The following is a 17,280-nucleotide window of genomic DNA, read 5'->3' as shown; positions in this document are numbered from 1 at the left end:
ACAAGCAAAAGAACCTAGTGCAGTAAAGCTGCGCTAGGTTCTTTCTCTATTTTATAGTTACTTTCATCTGCTTGATTTCATGTTCATCCGGCGTCACGAACAGCGTTTTTTGATTGACATAGATGACAAAACCGGGCTTGGAACCATTTGGTTTATGAACATGTTTGATCGTTGTGTAGTCAACCGGGACTTGGCTTGAGTGTTTGGCTTGACTAAAATAGGCGGCTAGCTGAGCGGCCTCTCTCAGCGTAGTCTCGGAATAATTATCGCCCCGGATCACAACATGGGAGCCTGGAATATCCTTCGTATGCAGCCATGTATCGGAGGAAGCGGCAAGCCGGTTCGTTAAAAATTCATTCTGTGTATTGTTTTTACCGACATAGATCGGAATTTGCTCACTGGACATGTAGCAGGCCAGAGCCGGTTTATCTTTCTTCTTCTTTTTACGCTGCTTTTTGTTGCGGTCGCGGATGTAGCCCTGTTCCATGAGCTCATCTCGGATTTCTTCGATATCTGTTAAAGAAGCGACACTTAGCTGCTGCAGCAGGGAGTTCAAATACGCAATCTCCTGGTGGGTTTGTTCAATTTGCTCCTCAACGATGGCCGTGCTGTTTTTCATTTTTGTGTATTTTTTAAAATAGCGCTGCGCATTTTCCGACGGGCTCAGCAGCGGATCCAAAGGAATCTTGATCAGGGCTTGATCTTCATCATAGTAGTTGATCGTTTCAATCTCCCGATCTCCCTTTTTAATGTCATGCAAGGAGGCGGTCAGGAGCTCGCCCAGAACCCGATGTTTATCGGCGTCCTTAGAGTCATCGACGGTTCCTTGGAGTTTTTCCAGTTTTTTTACATTTTTGTTGGATTCATTATGCAAAAAACGGAGCAAATCCGCCACGCGCTGCTTGACCGTATCTCTTTCTGCTTTGTCCCCGTAAAATGCCTCTAAGCAAGCGCTTGGCGCCATGTATGCCGTGGACTCGCCCTCAATATGCGTGAGCGGCGTCATGGCAAAGAAAAATTTGCCGGTACTTTTCTGCTCAGTAATGACGGGCTCGTCGCGATGTTCACGCGCAGCCGTCATGACGCTGTCAAAAGATTGCCACAAAGCCTTCAAATCGGTCGCTTCCTCGCTTCCCCCGCCTTGGCGGCTGCGATATACGATCTCCTTGGCAATCAAAGGACTTAGCCCGCTGAATGCAGCGACAAGCCTTTGTTCGGGTTTATCCGAGTTCGAGGACTCCTCCCCAACGGCTGGATCCATCACTTGACGGAAGGTTCGTTCATCCACCTCAAGCGGGTTTTGCTTATCCTGAGCAGGCGGTGTGACATACTTGCTACCCGGCATAACAATTCGATAGGAGGAGATAGCAGGGGTTACATGATGAATGCCGTCCAGAATCGTGTCTGTCGCCGGATCCAGAAGAATGATATTGCTGTGCCGACCCATAATTTCCACAAGGATCTGTTTGGTGCTCATATCGCCTAATTCATCACGGTGTCGAATTTGCAAACGGATGACGCGTTCCATGCCGATTTGTTCTACAGCTTCAATAACCCCGTTCTCACAATGTTTGCGAAGAAGCATGCAGAACATCGGTGCATCCAGGGGATTTAAAGAAGTTTGCTCCGTGAGCTGGACCCTTGGATAGGTGGGATTCGCTGAAAGGAGAAGCTTTACATTTTGCCCCTGAGCCCGGATTTGCAGAATGATGTCATTCTCGCTGGGCTGATGAATTTTATTAATGCGGCCACCTACACACGTTTGTAATTCATGAACAATCGCATGCAAGACTAGTCCGTCTAATGCCATGATACATACAACTCCATTCTAGGTTGAAAACTTTGCTATCCTCTATGATGCCATACTTTTCACAAAAACTTAAGCATTAGTCACCGGGAAAGATGATTTCAGGGATATTTTCCGGCTTGTCTGAATACATTTACGTATGAGTGAGAGGCAAGATCAAGTGGGAAGTGGGAGGGAGAAGGGCGAATGAGTCAGAATAAGTGGTACCAGTTGACATCGGAAGAAGTCCTGCAGCTACAGCAGGTGGACACGCAGCAAGGATTGCCCTGGGAAGAGGCTTGGAAGCGGCAGGGAGAAGCAGGTCGCAATGAGCTTTCTGAAGGGCATCGCGTCTCTCCGATTACGCTGCTTTTGAATCAATTCAAAGATTTCATGGTGCTGGTCTTATTGGGGGCGACCTTGATATCCGGCTTGCTCGGCGAATATTTAGATGCTATCACGATCGTTATCATCATTGTGATGAATGGCATCCTTGGCTTTTCCCAGGAATTTCGAGCCGAGCGTTCGTTACGCGCACTGAAAGAATTATCAGCCCCTAATGCAAATGTTTGGAGAGAGGGGGCCGTTCATCAAATACCTGCGCGTGATCTGGTGCCGGGCGATATTATTTTACTTGAAAGCGGTGACCGGGTTCCGGCAGACGTGCGATTCCTTGAGACGAATGGCGTCTACATCGAGGAGTCCGCGCTGACAGGGGAGTCTGTCGCAGTCAGCAAGCAGACGGCGGCTATACCGCATGATGAAGTACCGCTCGGGGATCAGCGAAATCTGGGCTTCATGGGAACGATGGTTTCACGAGGCACAGCCAAAGCTGTTGTCGTTCGGATCGGAATGAATACCGAAATGGGAAAAATTGCCGATTTGATTCAAAATACGGAATCGATGGAAACACCACTGCAGCATCGCTTAGAGCAGCTTGGGAAGATTTTGATTATTGTCGCCATCGCGCTGACCATTCTTGTAGTCGTTGCAGGCATTATGCATGGACAACAGCCTTATGCGATGTTCCTCGCAGGTGTTAGCTTAGCGGTCGCTGCGATCCCCGAAGGGTTGCCGGCCATTGTAACAATAGCTCTAGCTCTTGGCGTACAGCGAATGATAAAACGCAAAGCGATTGTAAGAAAACTGCCTTCTGTTGAAACACTAGGTTGCGCTTCGGTCATTTGTTCTGATAAAACAGGAACGCTCACACAGAACAAAATGACTGTTACACACCTATGGGTTGGCGGTGATGTGCTGGAAGTAACAGGAGACGGCTATGCGCCGGTCGGGGATATTCAAATTGGCGGACAAAACGCTGATCTGCTCAAAAACCCTTCGTTAAGCAGATTGCTTCATGTGTCCGTGCTTTGTAATAACGCAACGTTATATGAGGAAAAGCAGGAGCTGAAGCGGAAGAAAGGCAAGGATGCCAAAGAAACTAGCGTTTCTGTTTGGAATATCAAAGGAGATCCGACCGAAGGAGCGTTAGTTGTTTTGAGTGCGAAGAGTGGGATTACACACGAATCGCTTAGCGATAAATACAAACGGATCGCTGAATTCCCTTTTGACTCTGAACGCAAACGGATGTCTGTTCTCGTGTCTTCTGAAAATGGCCGCATGGCCTGTACGAAGGGAGCTCCTGACGTTCTGCTCCAGCATTGCAGCTACATTCTGTGGGATGGCAAAGTGATTCCGTTTACGTCCACACTTAAGCAAAAAGTAATGGCGGCTAACGAAGGAATGGCAAGATCCGCCCTGCGGGTGCTTGGCATCGCATATAAAGAACTTAAAAGCACCGACCGCTACGATGACTATGAAGCTGTGGAAAATGGCTTGGTCTTCATCGGGTTAACCGGCATGATTGATCCTCCTCGTAAAGAAGTGCGCGAAGCCATTTCCAAATGTCGCAAAGCAGGCATTAAAACGGTCATGATTACCGGTGACCATCAAACGACGGCAGAGGCGATTGCCAAACAGCTCGGCATGATTCAAGGCAACGGAGTGAGCTTGAGCGGGCAGCAGCTTGCGTCCATGTCGGACGAGGACTTGGAAGCCAAGGTTAATGATACTTACGTGTATGCAAGGGTATCGCCAGAGCATAAGCTGCGCATCGTCAAAGCCTTGCAGCGCAAAGGACATGTTGTCGCCATGACGGGGGACGGTGTGAATGATGCGCCGGCGATTAAAGCTGCCGATATCGGGATCGCCATGGGGATTACGGGGACGGATGTTTCGAAAGAAGCTTCTTCCTTGATTCTCAGCGATGACAACTTTTCCACAATTGTTGCAGCGATTGAAGAGGGTCGTGGGATTTACGAAAATATTCGCAAATTCATCCGGTATTTGCTCGCCTCCAATGTAGGCGAAATTATGACGATGTTTATCGCAATGATGGCGGGGCTGCCTTTACCGCTTGTTCCGATTCAAATTTTGTGGGTGAACCTGGTAACGGACGGGCTCCCTGCTATGGCGCTCGGCGTTGACCAAGCAGAGAAGGACTTGATGCAGCATAAGCCGCGATCGGCGAAGGAAAATATTTTTGCGAGACGGCTTGGGTGGAAAATTATTTCCCGCGGTATTCTCATCGGCGTTTGTACATTGGCGGCTTTCTGGCTCGTACTGCGGACCGATCCTTCGGATGCTGCTACCTTACTGAAAGCACAAAGCGTCGCATTCGCAACGCTGGTTATGGCTCAACTGATCCATGTGTTCGATTGCCGCAGCTCCCGTTCGATTTTTCACCGCAATCCGCTGCAAAATCGTTACCTTGTGCTTGCTGTGTTATCCTCACTCGTGTTGATGCTGGCCGTTATGTATGTGGAAGCTCTTCAACCGATCTTCAAAACGGTTCCTCTCGGCTGGAAGGACTGGATTCTCGTTCTGATCGCCGCCGGTATCCCGACCTTTTTCATGGGACTGGGCAGCGTGCTGTCGCCGAAGCGTACGAAAGGGTCACGTCCGGCAGCTTATAATTCATCGTCCAAAGCAAGTTTCCGATAAGCTTAGATGCGGGGCTGTCTCACTAGGTCATTTCAGATCTGTGGGTCAGCCTTTTGTCATGCGGAATCTAGGATCCGCTATTCAACTCCAAAACTGCTGTTTGGGGGATTTATGGGAACCTCGGTCTTCTATTTTGCCGATTTTAGCAGAAATGATGGCTTGAGTGTGGAAATAGGGTCCTGTAGTTCCGTTTGGCTCTCTAAAGTGATAATTTGGCCTAAATAGCACCCTCTAGTTTCTTTATTTGGAAAGGGTCGTAGGAGGGGGCTAAATCATCTCATGCGATTCAATGGACACTATCCCATTGACTCAGGGATCCTCGATCAATGCCTTATCAAGTGTCTCTCTCAATGTCTAAACTAGAGTCTAAACGAGTACCTCACCTAGCTCTTCTCAACAAGTGCCTCAAGCAGTACCTCGACCAGGTCGCTCACCCGGTGTCTCAACTAGTGCCTCACCCAGTCCTCAATCAGTGCCTCAACTAGTGCCTCACCCAGTCAATCAGCCCGCTACCGGGGCCTTATCCAGCTCCTCATCCAGTGCCATAAGCAACTCATATCATTTCCTTGCTCAGCTCTTCATCAATACATTAATTAGCTCCTCACCAAGGCAGGCAGTTCTTTTAACTCCTCGCATACCGCTTCAAATGTTCTCCAAATGACCTCGGAAGATTCCTCCAATACTCCGTCCTGAATTCCTGTGAAGAAGTCTCAGAAACCGCGAAAATCGAAGATCGACGCAAAAAACGGGAGAAAGGGCTATGCATTCGCGCATTTTTACGCTATGATATTGGCTAAAACACACATTTGGAGTGCTGAACACAATGAAATTTACAAAATTGCATGGTTTAGGCAATGATTTTATTGTCATTGCTGGTGAAAAAGAACTGCCTGCCGAAGTGGATCAACTTGCGATCCGGTTGTGCAATCGTTTCTTTGGAATTGGCGCCGACGGTTTAGTATATATTCTTCCTTCTGATACGGCAGATTTTAAAATGCGCATTATTAACTCCGACGGGTCCGAAGCTGAGCAGTGCGGCAATGCGATTCGCTGTGTGTCTAAATATGTTTACGATCACAAGCTTACTGATTCGACAGAGATTACTGTTGAAACATTGGGCGCAGGCGTGCAAAAGGTCCAACTGAATGTGCAAGAGGGAAAAGTGGCTACCGTTCGCGTAGACATGGGGCAGCCGATTTTGCAAGGACTTGAAGTTCCTACTACGGTAAATGAGGCAAAAGTCATTAATCATCCGATCGAAGTGGACGGCAGAGAGTTTCGGTTCACGGCTGTGTCTATGGGCAACCCGCACTGCGTGATTTATGTGGAGGATGCGGTCAATTTCGATCTTGCCGTATGGGGGCCGAAGCTGGAAGTACACCCTATGTTCCCTCGCAAAGTCAATGTTGAATTCGTTAGCGTGAGAAATCGTGCTTACACCGATATGCGCGTTTGGGAGCGGGGCGCAGGTCCTACGCTTGCTTGCGGGACCGGTGCTTGTGCGACTCTTGTGTCTTCCGTGCTAAATGGGCTTACCGACCGTCAGGCTACGGTTTCACTAAAAGGCGGAGAGCTGTTCATAGAGTGGAATGAAGAAGATAATCACGTTTATATGACGGGACCTGCAGAAGAAGTGTATCAGGGGACATTGGAGTAGCCATCTATCAGAATTATTGATAAACGATTAACTTAATATCTCCCATCATTTGTGATACATTATAACTACATTTTTTTAGTAAGCGGGGAGATTATTATGAAACTGGATCTTCGAGCGGCATTGCAGCGGGAAATTTTGACCGGTGATGGCGCTATGGGGACTTATTTATATCAAATGGGATTTCCGGTAGGCATTTCGTATGAAGAACTGAATCTGCTCAGACCGGAAACGGTTGCTGATGTGCACCGCCGTTATTTTGAGGCAGGTGCTCGTCTTATTGAAACGAATACGTTCTCGGCCAACCGCGAAAAGCTATCCAAATACGGATTGGAAAGCGATGTTGAAGCGATTAACCGCGCAGGCGTAGAGCTTGCGAGAAAAGCTGTCGGAGATAACGCTTATGTCGTCGGAGCCATTGGCTCGATCCGTGCTGGCAAGCGCAAAAACGTCCGTACGGCTGATGTCGAAGAATCGCTGCGGGAGCAGATTTCCATTCTTCTGGATTCGCCGGTGGACGGGCTCCTGCTGGAAACCTTCTACGATTTGGAAGAGCTGCAGCTTGCGCTGCGGATCATCCGCAGCATGAGCGACCTGCCGGTTATTTGCCAGTTCGCGAATGAAGGAACAGGCAGCACGCAGGACGGCGTTCCGCTGCAGGAAGCTTTCCTGCGGCTGCAGGATGACGGCGCCGACGTCATCGGCTTCAACTGCCGCGTCGGACCCAACGGGATTCTCCGCTCGATGGAGAAACTCATCCCGCTGGCTGGCGTGCCGTTCTCCGCGTTCCCGAACGCGGGGCTGCCCGACTACGTCGACGGCCAGTACACATATGCGGCGACGCCGCAATACTTCGCCGAAAGCGCACTGCGCTTCGCCGATCTCGGCGCGCGCATCATCGGCGGCTGCTGCGGCACTACGCCGGAGCATATCGCCGCAGTCGCCAAGGCGCTGCAGGGTTACGTGCCGGCTGCGCCGGGCAAGGCGGCCCCCGCGCGGAGCGTGCGCGTGTTAGAGCCGGCACCGGCGAAGCCTGCGCCGCCGGCAGGCAAGCCCTCGCTGCTGGAGATCGTGAAGCAGCGCAAAACCGTCATCGTCGAGCTGGATCCCCCGCGGGATCTCGACATCGAGAAATTTATGCAGGGCTCTAAGGCCCTGCAGGACGCACATGTCGACGCCATTACAATGGCCGACAATTCCCTCGCGGTGACGCGCATGAGCAACCTGGCACTCGGCTATCTCGTGCAGGATAAGCTTGGCGCGCGTCCGCTGATTCATATCGCGTGCCGCGACCGCAACATGATTGGGACGCAGTCCCATCTCATGGGGCTTCACGCGCTGGGCATCGACCACGTGCTGGCCGTGACCGGCGATCCCGCCAAGTTTGGCGATCTTCCCGGGTCCAGCTCCGTATACGATCTGACCTCCTTTGAGATCATTCGGATGATTAAACAGCTGAACGAAGGAATTGCATTCTCCGGCAAACCGTTGAAGCAGAAGGCTAACTTCGTGGTCGGAGCTGCGTTTAACCCGAATGTCAAGCATTTGGATAAAGCGGTTCAGCGTTTGGAACGCAAAATCGAGGCCGGTGCCGATTACATCATGACGCAGCCGGTTTACGACGCTAAGCTCATCGAACAAATTTATGAAGCGACCAAGCATCTGAACATACCGATCTTCATCGGAATTGCACCGCTGGCAAGCGGAGGGAATGCGGAATATTTGCATAACGAAGTGCCGGGTATCCGATTGTCCGACGATGTTAGAGCGCGGATGAGCGGACTCAAGGGGCCGGAAGGCCGGGCAATGGGCGTGGAGATTGCCAAAGAGCTGCTGGATGCGGCGATGCCTTACTTCAATGGCATCTATCTGATGACTCCTTTTCTGGCGTATGAGATGTGTGTTGACCTGACAAAGTATGTATGGGAAAAGTCGAATCGTCATGATTTCCACTTGTACCCACTTTCAAAATGAATTAAAATAGGGTAATGGATGTGATGAGGATGATTTGCAGTATGACCGGATTCGGACAAGCGAATCGTTCTTTTGCGGGATACAACGTGTTTATCGATGTGAAATCGGTCAATCATAGGTATAGTGAAGTGTCGATTCGAATGCCTAAGGAATGGGCAGTCTTTGAAGACGCTTTGAAGAAAACGGTGCTGCAAGCTGTGAGGAGAGGGCGCGTCGACGTCTTCATCACAGCGGAACGTGAAGCGGCTTCCACCAAGAGTGTGACCGTTGACTTTGCTCTGGCAGATGCTTACTTGCAGGCTGCTGAGCAGTTGAAGGGACGCTACGGGTACGCCGAGCAGGTCGGGCTCAAAGATTTATTAAGACTTCCTGATCTCGTTCAGATGAAAGAGCTGCGTAAGGTGCCTGACGAAGAGATCGAACAGGAACTGTGCGCCTGCTTGCAGGAGGCCGTTGCTAAACTATCCGATATGCGGATGCGGGAAGGAGCTTTTCTGGAGCAGGATATTCGTGAGCGCCTGGCTGAGTTGAAACGAATCCATATGGAGCTGGAAGCTTTAGCGCCTGGGGTCGTACATGATTATGCGGCTAAGCTCACGAGCAGAATTCAGTCACTTCTGCAGGATCAGTCTCCTGTGGATGAACAGCGGCTGGCGACAGAAATTGCGATTTTCGCAGATCGTTCAAATGTGGATGAGGAATTGACTCGTCTGAAGAGTCATTTTGGGCAATGTGATCAATTGCTTACAGAGAAAGAGCCTGTTGGACGAAAGCTTGACTTTCTGATTCAAGAAATGAATCGGGAAGTGAACACGATCGGATCCAAATCCAATCACTCGGAGCCTACGGCTAGAGTCATTGCGATGAAAGCAGAGCTTGAAAAGATGCGCGAACAAATACAGAATATCGAGTGAAGCGGCATGGAGCTTCGCGAGGAGGAAGCCCTAAATGGCTATCAAATTAATCAATATCGGGTTCGGCAACATCGTATCGGCGAACCGTATTATCTCGATTGTGAGTCCTGAATCGGCTCCAATCAAGAGGATCATTCAAGAGGCGCGTGATCGTCACATGCTGATTGACGCTACATATGGTAGAAGAACCCGTGCCGTTATTATCACGGACAGCGATCATGTGATTTTATCGGCAGTACAACCAGAGACGGTAGCACATAGACTTTCCAACAAGGACGATGATCATGACGAGTAATACGAACACTCTTGAGCGTGAAAGAGGTATTCTGATTGTTTTATCCGGCCCTTCCGGTGTCGGGAAAGGAACCGTGTGCGCCGCGCTGCGCAAGTGCTCGCCGGATATCGTGTATTCTGTATCCGCTACAACCCGTTCTCCAAGACAAGGGGAAGTCGACGGTGTCAACTATTTCTTCAAAACGCGTGAGCAATTTCAACAGATGATTGATGCGGATGAAGTGTTGGAATGGGCGGAATATGTAGGTAATTTCTACGGTACGCCTAGACGTTTTGTGGAAGAAACGCTGCGCTCCGGCCAAGATGTTATCTTGGAGATTGAAGTGCAGGGTGCTTTGCAAGTGAAACAAAAGTTTTCCGAAGGTGTGTTTATTTTCTTGCTGCCGCCTTCGCTTGATGAGCTTGAGAATCGCATCGTAACGCGTGGTACGGAAACGGATGAGGTAATCCGCAGCCGCATGTCAGTGGCCGTTGACGAAATCCGCTTGATGGAACACTACGACTATGCTATTGTAAATGATCACGTGGAAACAGCTTGCTCCAAAATACAAGCGATTCTTACTGCTGAACATTGCAAAAAAGAGCGCATGTATCCCAAAATCGTACAATGGATAGATGAGGTGAATTAAATGTTATATCCTTCAATTGATAAACTGCTTGATATCGTCGACAGCAAGTATTCGCTGGTTGTTGCTGCTTCCAAAAGAGCAAGATCCCTGCGTGACGGTGCAAAATCGGACTTGAAAGGCCACAAAGCCCATAAGCATGTTGGTCTGGCGCTTGAAGAGCTTTACGGCCATTACATTGGCTATGAGAAAATCGAGCCGACAGAGAATGAGAAAGAGAAATAAATCGCTTACCCAACAACCCTTCGTGGTTGTTATTTTTTTCTCAGCATAGCAGATAGAAAGGGGGATACCCATGAGTGCTTTACAGGGTAAAACGATTGTACTTGGCGTATGCGGGGGTATTGCTGCTTATAAAGCTGCTGCGCTCACGAGCAAGCTGACTCAGGCGGGAGCATTGGTGCGTGTCATCATGACAGCATCCGCTGTTCAGTTCGTGGCGCCGCTAACGTTTCAAACACTGTCTCGTCATCATGTATTTGTGGATACCTTTGATGAGAAAGATCCTTCCGTTGTTTCCCATATCAACTTAGCGGATAGCGCAGATCTCGTGCTGATTGCACCGGCAACGGCCAATACGATCGGCAAATTGGCGCTAGGACTTGGCGATGATATGCTAAGCACCACGCTGCTGGCAACAACCGCACCGATCTGGGTTGCGCCTGCCATGAACGTACATATGTACGCAAATCCGGCCGTGCAGATGAACATGCAGACATTGTTAAGTCGTGGCGTGCGGTTCATTGAACCGGGCGAGGGGCAGCTTGCGTGCGGATATGTCGGAAAAGGCCGGTTGGCGGAGCCGGAGGAGATTTTTGCTGCGGTTGAGCGGCATTTTAAGGGAGAAGATCGCCGTCTTGAAGGACGGAGGGTGCTCGTGACTGCCGGAGGCACCGTAGAGCGCATTGACCCTGTCCGTTATATTACGAACGATTCTTCGGGCAAAATGGGCTACGCTATCGCAGAAGAAGCTGTGCGCATGGGAGCTAAGGTGACCTTGGTTTCAGGACCAAGCGCATTGCCTGTGCCTGCCGGCGTAGAGCTTGTTCCTATCCAATCCGCGTTAGATATGCGTGAGGCGGTTTTGGTCCGTTTTGAGGAAAGTCATTTGGTGATCAAAGCGGCTGCTGTTGCAGATTATCGTTCTGCTGTTATCGCTGATCAAAAGATCAAGAAAAAGTCCGATTCCCTCACGCTGGAAATGGTTAAGAATCCGGATATTTTGCAGGAGCTGGGCACGCTGAAAAAGCATCAATTCGTCATCGGCTTTGCAGCGGAAACGGAGCGTTTGGATGAGCATGCGATGGACAAACTTAGCCGCAAAAATTGCGATCTCATCGTCGGGAACGATGTGTCTCAAGAAGGTGCAGGCTTTAGCGGTGATACGAACGTGGTGCGGATTTTTGATCGAAACGGACTCGTAGAGGCTCTGCCTATTCAGAGTAAGAAGGCTGTGGCGCGCAGACTGCTAGAGCTGGCTGCCGATCGTCTGCCGGCTAAAGCGAGGGAATCCTGATGTATGCCAAGGTCATTGTCGATGTCCCTGCGAAGCAAACAAACCGGGCTTTCGACTATGAAGTCCCTTCAGCTTTACGGAAGTGGGTTGAAGTAGGAAGTCGCGTTGGCGTACCTTTCGGGCCTCGAGTGCTTCAGGGCTTTGTCGTTGAATTACATGAGGAAACGAAGCTCGATGTGAAGCGGATTAAGCCTATACAGAACGTCTTGGATCTGGTGCCCCCTTTGACCGACGAGCTTGTTATGCTTGGCAGGTGGATTAGCCACATGTATTTATGTCATGAAGTCACAGCGCTTCAAGCCATGCTGCCCGCTGCCCTCAAAGCGAAGTATGAGCGGGCGATTGAGGTTGGAGATGAGTCCGCAGAGCAGTCGCTGCTGGACATGCCGGATTTGCAAGCGATCGTCGCCTTTGTGAGATCCAAAGGGTCCGTTCCGATGGACGCGTTGATGGAACGCTTCGCTGAGGACGGTGCCCTCATCAAGCAATTGCTTGGCGCAGGCATTTTGACGGAAGTACAGGTGGTTAAAGACCGCATGAGCACCAAGAAGGCGCTCACGGTCTTTCCCCCGGCCGGCGGCAGCGGGTTAGAGATGGCTTTATCCGAGCTTCCGGCGAGAGCGAACAAGCAGCAGGAAGTGCTGCGCTATTTGATGGAACATCCCCATGCCATTCGGCTAACCGAGTTGATGGAAACGGTGGAGGTGGGAGCTTCTACGGTCAAAAGCTTGGCCGATCGCGGATGGATCGAGCTGCGCGAAGTCGAAGTGATGCGCGACCCCTATGCGGGTCGTTCTTTTGTGAGGACGAAGCCACTTCCGTTAACGGAGGAGCAAAGCCGTGTTTTCGTGGAAATTCGGGATGCTGTTGCTGAGGAGCGCCATGAGGTCTTTCTTCTGCATGGCGTTACGGGAAGCGGGAAAACCGAAGTTTATTTGCAATCCATCCAGCAATGCTTGGATATGGGGAAAGAAGCGATTGTGCTCGTTCCCGAAATTTCGCTGACGCCGCAAATGGTTGAACGGTTTAAAGGGCGATTCGGCGATCTGGTTGCTGTCATGCACAGCCGGTTATCGAATGGGGAAAGGTATGACGAATGGCGTAAAATAACTCGCAAGCAAGTGAAAGTCGTCATAGGCGCCCGTTCCGCGATTTTTGCTCCTTTTACGAAAATTGGACTTATTATTATTGATGAGGAGCACGAATCTTCCTACAAACAGGAGGAGAGCCCCAAATATCATACCCGGGATGTGGCGGTTAAGCGTGCAAGCATGCAAGGAGCAGCCGTTGTACTCGGTTCAGCAACACCTTCGCTCGAGAGTTTGGAGAAGACGAGGCGGCGACGGGATCGGGACAAGCCTCCTTACAGACTGCTCACGATGAAAGAACGGGTGGCCAGCAGGCCGATGCCGCCTGTGGCGATTATCGATATGCGGGAGGAACTGAAAAGCGGAAATCGTTCGATGTTCAGCACGGCGCTGTATAAAGCGATTGAAGATCGGTTACACAAGAAGGAACAGATTGTTTTACTGCTGAACCGGCGAGGATATGCGACTTTCGTCATGTGCCGTACCTGCGGATACGTTTCGACATGTCCGCATTGCGATATTTCCCTTACGTATCATCAGAGTTCACGCATGCTGCGCTGCCATTACTGCGGCTATGCGGAACGCGAGGTTACGGAGTGCCCCAGCTGTCAGTCTAAGCATATTCGCCATTTCGGCACGGGAACTCAGCGCGTGGAAGAGGAGCTTGGCAAAATCTTCCCTGGCATTCGCGTCATCCGGATGGATGTGGATACGACGACAGAGAAGGGTTCACATGAAAAGTGGCTGACGATGTTTCGGGAGAAGCAGGCCGATGTGCTGTTAGGAACACAGATGGTTGCCAAGGGGCTTGATTTTCCCGATGTGACCCTTGTTGGGGTAATCGCAGCGGATACCGTGCTGAATATACCGGATTTTCGTTCGGCGGAGCGGACTTTTCAGCTTTTAACGCAAGTGGCCGGTCGGGCAGGCCGTCATGAGAAGCAAGGGGAAGTGTTCGTTCAGACCTACACGCCTGAGCACTACAGTGTGCAATATGCTAGTCAGCATGACTTCATTGCATTTGCAAACCATGAGCTGGATGTTCGTGCTAATTTAGGCTATCCGCCTTACCAACGATTGATTTTGGTCACTTTTTCACATGAACAGGTGCCGCTCTTGGTGCGCTTCGCGGAAGCTTTTGTGACGAGGCTTAAAGAGATCGCGCGTGAGTATCAGGCGAAACAAATGGACCTGTTTTCAGACGCGGTTTCCCATGACAACTCATTCCAAATGGACGTGCTGGGCCCAGTTGCATCGCCTATTTCCCGAATCAAAGATAGATATCGATTCCAATGCGTGGTAAAATATCGTGGGGAAGATCAGGCGGCAGAGATTGTTGGCCGGACGGTGGCCTGGTTTGAAGAGCGCTCATCGAAGGAAAAGCTGCTGATCAGTGTAGATGTTGACCCGCAATATTTGATGTAAGAAATCCCAAATAGAGAAGACTCAAAGGTAGGTGCACGTTATGGCTATTCGTATTATTGTCAAAGATCCAGATCCTGTGCTGCGGGAAAAGGCGATCACAGTTACCAAATTTAATTCCAATCTGCATAAATTGCTCGACGATATGGCAGACACGATGTATGAGGCGGAAGGCGTAGGCCTTGCTGCTCCGCAAATCGGCATTCTTAAACGCGTGATTGTCATGGATTGCGGAGAAGAGCACGGCGGTTTGATCGAAATGGTCAATCCGGAAATCGTTTCTTCCAGCGGCGAACAAATCGGGCCGGAAGGCTGCTTAAGTATTCCTGGGCTTCGCGGCGATGTTACGCGTGCAATGAATGTAACAGCCAAAGGCCAAGACCGCAATGGAAATCCAATTGAAGTCAATGGCACAGAGCTGCTCGCTCGCTGCATTTTCCATGAAATTGATCACTTGAACGGGATTCTGTTTACGGATCTGGCAACCAAAACATACACTAGCGATGAAGAGGAAGATTCTGAGTGAACATCATTTTTATGGGGACACCGGATTTTGCAGTACCTTCTTTACAGGCTCTCCTGGAGGAAGGCTATAACGTGACGACGGTGGTCACGCAACCGGATCGGCCAAAAGGACGCAAACGCGTCCTGACGCCGCCGCCGGTAAAGGTAGAAGCAGAGAAGCACGGCATTCCCGTGCTGCAGCCCGAGAAGCTGCGTCAAGCGGATTCGGTGGAGCTTCTGCGCCAATTGAAGCCTGATCTGATTGTGACAGCCGCATACGGTCAAATACTGCCCAAGGCGGTTCTGGATCTGCCGAAGCACGGATGCATTAACATTCATGCGTCATTGCTGCCTAAGTATCGCGGCGGAGCACCGATTCATCATGCTGTGCTGCGCGGCGAAGCAACGACAGGCGTCACCATCATGTATATGGCCGTTGGGCTGGATACGGGCGATATGATTTCCCGTGTAGAACTTCCAATTGAGGATACAGACACGACGGGGAGTTTGTTTGAAAAGCTAAGCATTGCCGGTAGCGAGCTGTTGAAACGCACCTTGCCGGATTTACTGGCAGGACGTATTCAGGCTGTCCCGCAAAATGAGGCTGATGCGATCTATTCCCCGAATATCCGCAGAGAGGACGAGCTGATCGACTGGTCTCGTTCGGCGGTGGATATTTGGAATCAAGTGCGCGGTTTGAATCCTTTCCCTGGCGCCTACACGCTTTGGAATGGAGAAGTCATGAAGGTTTGGGGCAGTGCGAACCCAAAGGGAACTAAAAGCCGTATCTTCGAGACAACACCAGTTCCTGGGAAGGTTCTTGGCAGCAGTGAGCAAGGCATCGAAGTGATGACTGGCGAAGGAACGCTGTGGCTGACAGATATTCAACCTGCCGGCAAGAAGGCGATGCCTGTGTCCGAATTCATTCGAGGCGTCCAAATCGCACCCGGTACGATACTCGGCAGTGTGAACTAAGACCGGCCATTACTTAACAAAAATGAGGTATTCGATTTGTCAACGCAAAAACCAAACCGTCCGCACCATGGACATACCCAATCGCAGGGGGCTGTCAAGCCCCCGTCATCTAAACTATCCGGGGGCGCTGCGAAGAGCAGCGCTGTTAAGCGTTCTGCCCGTGATGCGGCGCTGGATGTATTGATTCGTGTTGAAGAGAATCAATCGTACAGCAATCTGCTGCTCAATCAGGTTTTGCAGAAGCACGCGCTTGAACGGGCTGATGCGGGTCTAGCGACAGAACTTGTGTATGGGACCATTGGACGTAAAAATACGATTGATTTTTTCTTAGAGCGTTTTGTCAGCAAAGGGCTCGAAAAGCTGGAGCCTTGGGTCAGATGCTTGCTGAGGCTGAGCTTCTACCAGCTGTATTATTTGGACCGCATTCCCGACCATGCGGTCGTGAGCGAAGCGGTCAATATCGCGAAGCGCCGAGGCCATCAGGGCATCTCGGGCATGGTCAACGGCGTGCTGCGCGCGATCATCCGCAGCAAATCGGAGCTGCAGCTTCCGGCTGCGCTCGGCGACGTGAAGCGCATCGCGCTGGGCCACTCCCATCCGGAGTGGCTCGTGCGCAGATGGATTCGCCAGCTGGGCCCAGAGCTGACGGAACAGATCTGTGCGGCCAACAATGAGCCGCCGCACGTGAGCATTCGCGCGAACGCGAGGCACCGCAGCCGTCTGGAGCTGCTGGAGCAGCTCCAGGGCAGCGGCCTCAGCGCGGAAGCGTCCAAGCTGGCCCCGGCTGGCATCCTTGTGCAGGGGGCCGGGAACATGGCTTTGTCCCCCGGCTTCCTGATGGGGGACTTCTCGATTCAAGACGAGAGCTCGATGCTCGTCGCAGAAGCTCTGGAGCCGCGTCCAGGCATGACGGTGCTGGACTGCTGCGCCGCCCCTGGCGGCAAGACCGCTCACATCGCTGAGAAGATGGATGATAGCGGCAAGATTTGGGCTTGTGATCTGCACGAGCATAAGCAGAAGTTGATCGCAGATCAGGCGGAGCGTCTGGGGCTGTCGTCCATACAGACGCTCGTGATGGATGCTGCGAAGCTGGACGAGCATTTTGCGGCGGAGTCATTTGACCGCATCCTTCTCGATGCTCCCTGCTCGGGCTTAGGCGTTATCCGCCGCAAGCCCGATTTGAAATGGGCGAAGCAGGAAGCTGAGATCGATGCGATAAGCGACTTGCAGTACGTAATTCTAAGCCGTGTACACAAGCTGCTGAGGCCAGGCGGCGTGCTGGTTTACAGCACATGCACGATTGAGCACGCGGAGAACGCCGGCATGGTCGAGCGTTTCCTCGCGGAGAATGGCGATTTTGAGCTCGAGCCGCTGCCGGCAGACTCTTTTGCGAGCGTTGATCCTGCTGCAGCTGCCTCTGGGATGGTGCAAATCCTGCCGCAGCAGTTTCACTCGGACGGCTTTTTTATTGCGAGGCTGCGCAAGCGTGCTTAGCAAGTCCTGTGCAAGTGCTAAGCAAGTCCT

Annotated in this window: 13 protein-coding genes; 12 read left to right on the top strand and 1 reads right to left on the bottom strand. The window is 51.2% G+C overall.

All coding sequences use genetic code 11. The features are described from left to right. Positions 1-46: 46 nt before the first annotated feature. The gene (locus tag J2Z65_RS02130; RefSeq protein WP_167064112.1) at positions 47-1,810 is read right to left on the bottom strand and encodes an Rqc2 family fibronectin-binding protein; all 1,764 of its coding nucleotides are present in this window, start codon (positions 1,808-1,810) and stop codon (positions 47-49) included. 183 nt (positions 1,811-1,993) lie between these two features. Here J2Z65_RS02130 and J2Z65_RS02125 point away from each other — a divergent pair, with 183 nt between their 5' ends. From J2Z65_RS02125 to rsmB, 12 genes are all read left to right on the top strand, one after another. Beyond that, positions 1,994-4,789 carry a calcium-translocating P-type ATPase, SERCA-type gene (locus J2Z65_RS02125; RefSeq protein WP_167064115.1) on the top strand — a complete coding sequence of 932 codons (2,796 nt, stop codon included), beginning with the start codon at positions 1,994-1,996 and terminating at the stop codon, positions 4,787-4,789. Positions 4,790-5,612: 823 nt separating this feature from the next. Beyond that, a complete protein-coding gene (dapF, locus tag J2Z65_RS02120; protein WP_167064118.1) occupies positions 5,613-6,446 on the top strand; it encodes a diaminopimelate epimerase in 834 nt (277 codons plus the stop codon). Between the two features lie 96 nt (positions 6,447-6,542). Then, positions 6,543-8,417: a bifunctional homocysteine S-methyltransferase/methylenetetrahydrofolate reductase gene (locus J2Z65_RS02115; protein ID WP_167064121.1), complete on the top strand. Its 1,875-nt coding sequence runs from the start codon at positions 6,543-6,545 to the stop codon at positions 8,415-8,417. 41 nt (positions 8,418-8,458) lie between these two features. After that, positions 8,459-9,331 (top strand): YicC/YloC family endoribonuclease, encoded by an 873-nt coding sequence (locus J2Z65_RS02110; protein WP_240159902.1) that lies wholly within the window; start codon positions 8,459-8,461, stop codon positions 9,329-9,331. Between the two features lie 34 nt (positions 9,332-9,365). Next, positions 9,366-9,626, top strand: coding sequence for an extracellular matrix/biofilm regulator RemA (gene remA, locus J2Z65_RS02105; RefSeq protein ID WP_009672664.1), 261 nt, complete (start codon positions 9,366-9,368; stop codon positions 9,624-9,626). Continuing rightward, the gene (gene gmk, locus J2Z65_RS02100) at positions 9,616-10,254 is read left to right on the top strand and encodes a guanylate kinase (RefSeq protein ID WP_167064129.1); all 639 of its coding nucleotides are present in this window, start codon (positions 9,616-9,618) and stop codon (positions 10,252-10,254) included. Before remA ends, gmk begins: the two co-directional genes overlap by 11 nt. Next, positions 10,255-10,476 (top strand): DNA-directed RNA polymerase subunit omega, encoded by a 222-nt coding sequence (gene rpoZ, locus J2Z65_RS02095; protein WP_167064132.1) that lies wholly within the window; start codon positions 10,255-10,257, stop codon positions 10,474-10,476. Positions 10,477-10,546: 70 nt separating this feature from the next. Next, positions 10,547-11,767 (top strand): bifunctional phosphopantothenoylcysteine decarboxylase/phosphopantothenate--cysteine ligase CoaBC, encoded by a 1,221-nt coding sequence (gene coaBC, locus J2Z65_RS02090; protein WP_167064135.1) that lies wholly within the window; start codon positions 10,547-10,549, stop codon positions 11,765-11,767. Further along, a complete protein-coding gene (gene priA, locus J2Z65_RS02085) occupies positions 11,767-14,280 on the top strand; it encodes a primosomal protein N' (RefSeq protein ID WP_167064138.1) in 2,514 nt (837 codons plus the stop codon). The genes coaBC and priA overlap by 1 nt, the downstream gene beginning before the upstream one ends. Before the next feature lie 40 nt (positions 14,281-14,320). Then, a complete protein-coding gene (gene def, locus J2Z65_RS02080) occupies positions 14,321-14,803 on the top strand; it encodes a peptide deformylase (RefSeq protein WP_167064141.1) in 483 nt (160 codons plus the stop codon). Then, the gene (gene fmt, locus J2Z65_RS02075; protein ID WP_338111766.1) at positions 14,800-15,756 is read left to right on the top strand and encodes a methionyl-tRNA formyltransferase; all 957 of its coding nucleotides are present in this window, start codon (positions 14,800-14,802) and stop codon (positions 15,754-15,756) included. Before def ends, fmt begins: the two co-directional genes overlap by 4 nt. Before the next feature lie 36 nt (positions 15,757-15,792). Further along, entirely contained in the window at positions 15,793-17,250 is a 1,458-nt protein-coding gene (gene rsmB / locus J2Z65_RS02070; protein ID WP_167064144.1) for a 16S rRNA (cytosine(967)-C(5))-methyltransferase RsmB, read from the top strand. The last annotated feature ends 30 nt before the right edge of the window (positions 17,251-17,280 follow it).

The sequence above is a fragment of the Paenibacillus aceris genome, assembly GCF_017874035.1.
Taxonomy (GTDB): domain Bacteria; phylum Bacillota; class Bacilli; order Paenibacillales; family NBRC-103111; genus Paenibacillus_E; species Paenibacillus_E aceris.
Note: the sequence above shows the minus strand (reverse complement) of the source record. Positions and strands in the feature narration are given on the sequence as shown.

Coding starts and splice junctions, on each gene's coding strand:
- rpoZ (WP_167064132.1), top strand. CDS start 10,255: ATGTTATATCCTTCAATTGATAAACTGCTTGATATCGTCGACAGCAAG.
- remA (WP_009672664.1), top strand. CDS start 9,366: ATGGCTATCAAATTAATCAATATCGGGTTCGGCAACATCGTATCGGCG.
- def (WP_167064141.1), top strand. CDS start 14,321: ATGGCTATTCGTATTATTGTCAAAGATCCAGATCCTGTGCTGCGGGAA.
- J2Z65_RS02130 (WP_167064112.1), bottom strand. CDS start 1,810: ATGGCATTAGACGGACTAGTCTTGCATGCGATTGTTCATGAATTACAA.
- priA (WP_167064138.1), top strand. CDS start 11,767: ATGTATGCCAAGGTCATTGTCGATGTCCCTGCGAAGCAAACAAACCGG.
- gmk (WP_167064129.1), top strand. CDS start 9,616: ATGACGAGTAATACGAACACTCTTGAGCGTGAAAGAGGTATTCTGATT.
- coaBC (WP_167064135.1), top strand. CDS start 10,547: ATGAGTGCTTTACAGGGTAAAACGATTGTACTTGGCGTATGCGGGGGT.
- J2Z65_RS02110 (WP_240159902.1), top strand. CDS start 8,459: ATGACCGGATTCGGACAAGCGAATCGTTCTTTTGCGGGATACAACGTG.
- J2Z65_RS02115 (WP_167064121.1), top strand. CDS start 6,543: ATGAAACTGGATCTTCGAGCGGCATTGCAGCGGGAAATTTTGACCGGT.
- dapF (WP_167064118.1), top strand. CDS start 5,613: ATGAAATTTACAAAATTGCATGGTTTAGGCAATGATTTTATTGTCATT.
- J2Z65_RS02125 (WP_167064115.1), top strand. CDS start 1,994: ATGAGTCAGAATAAGTGGTACCAGTTGACATCGGAAGAAGTCCTGCAG.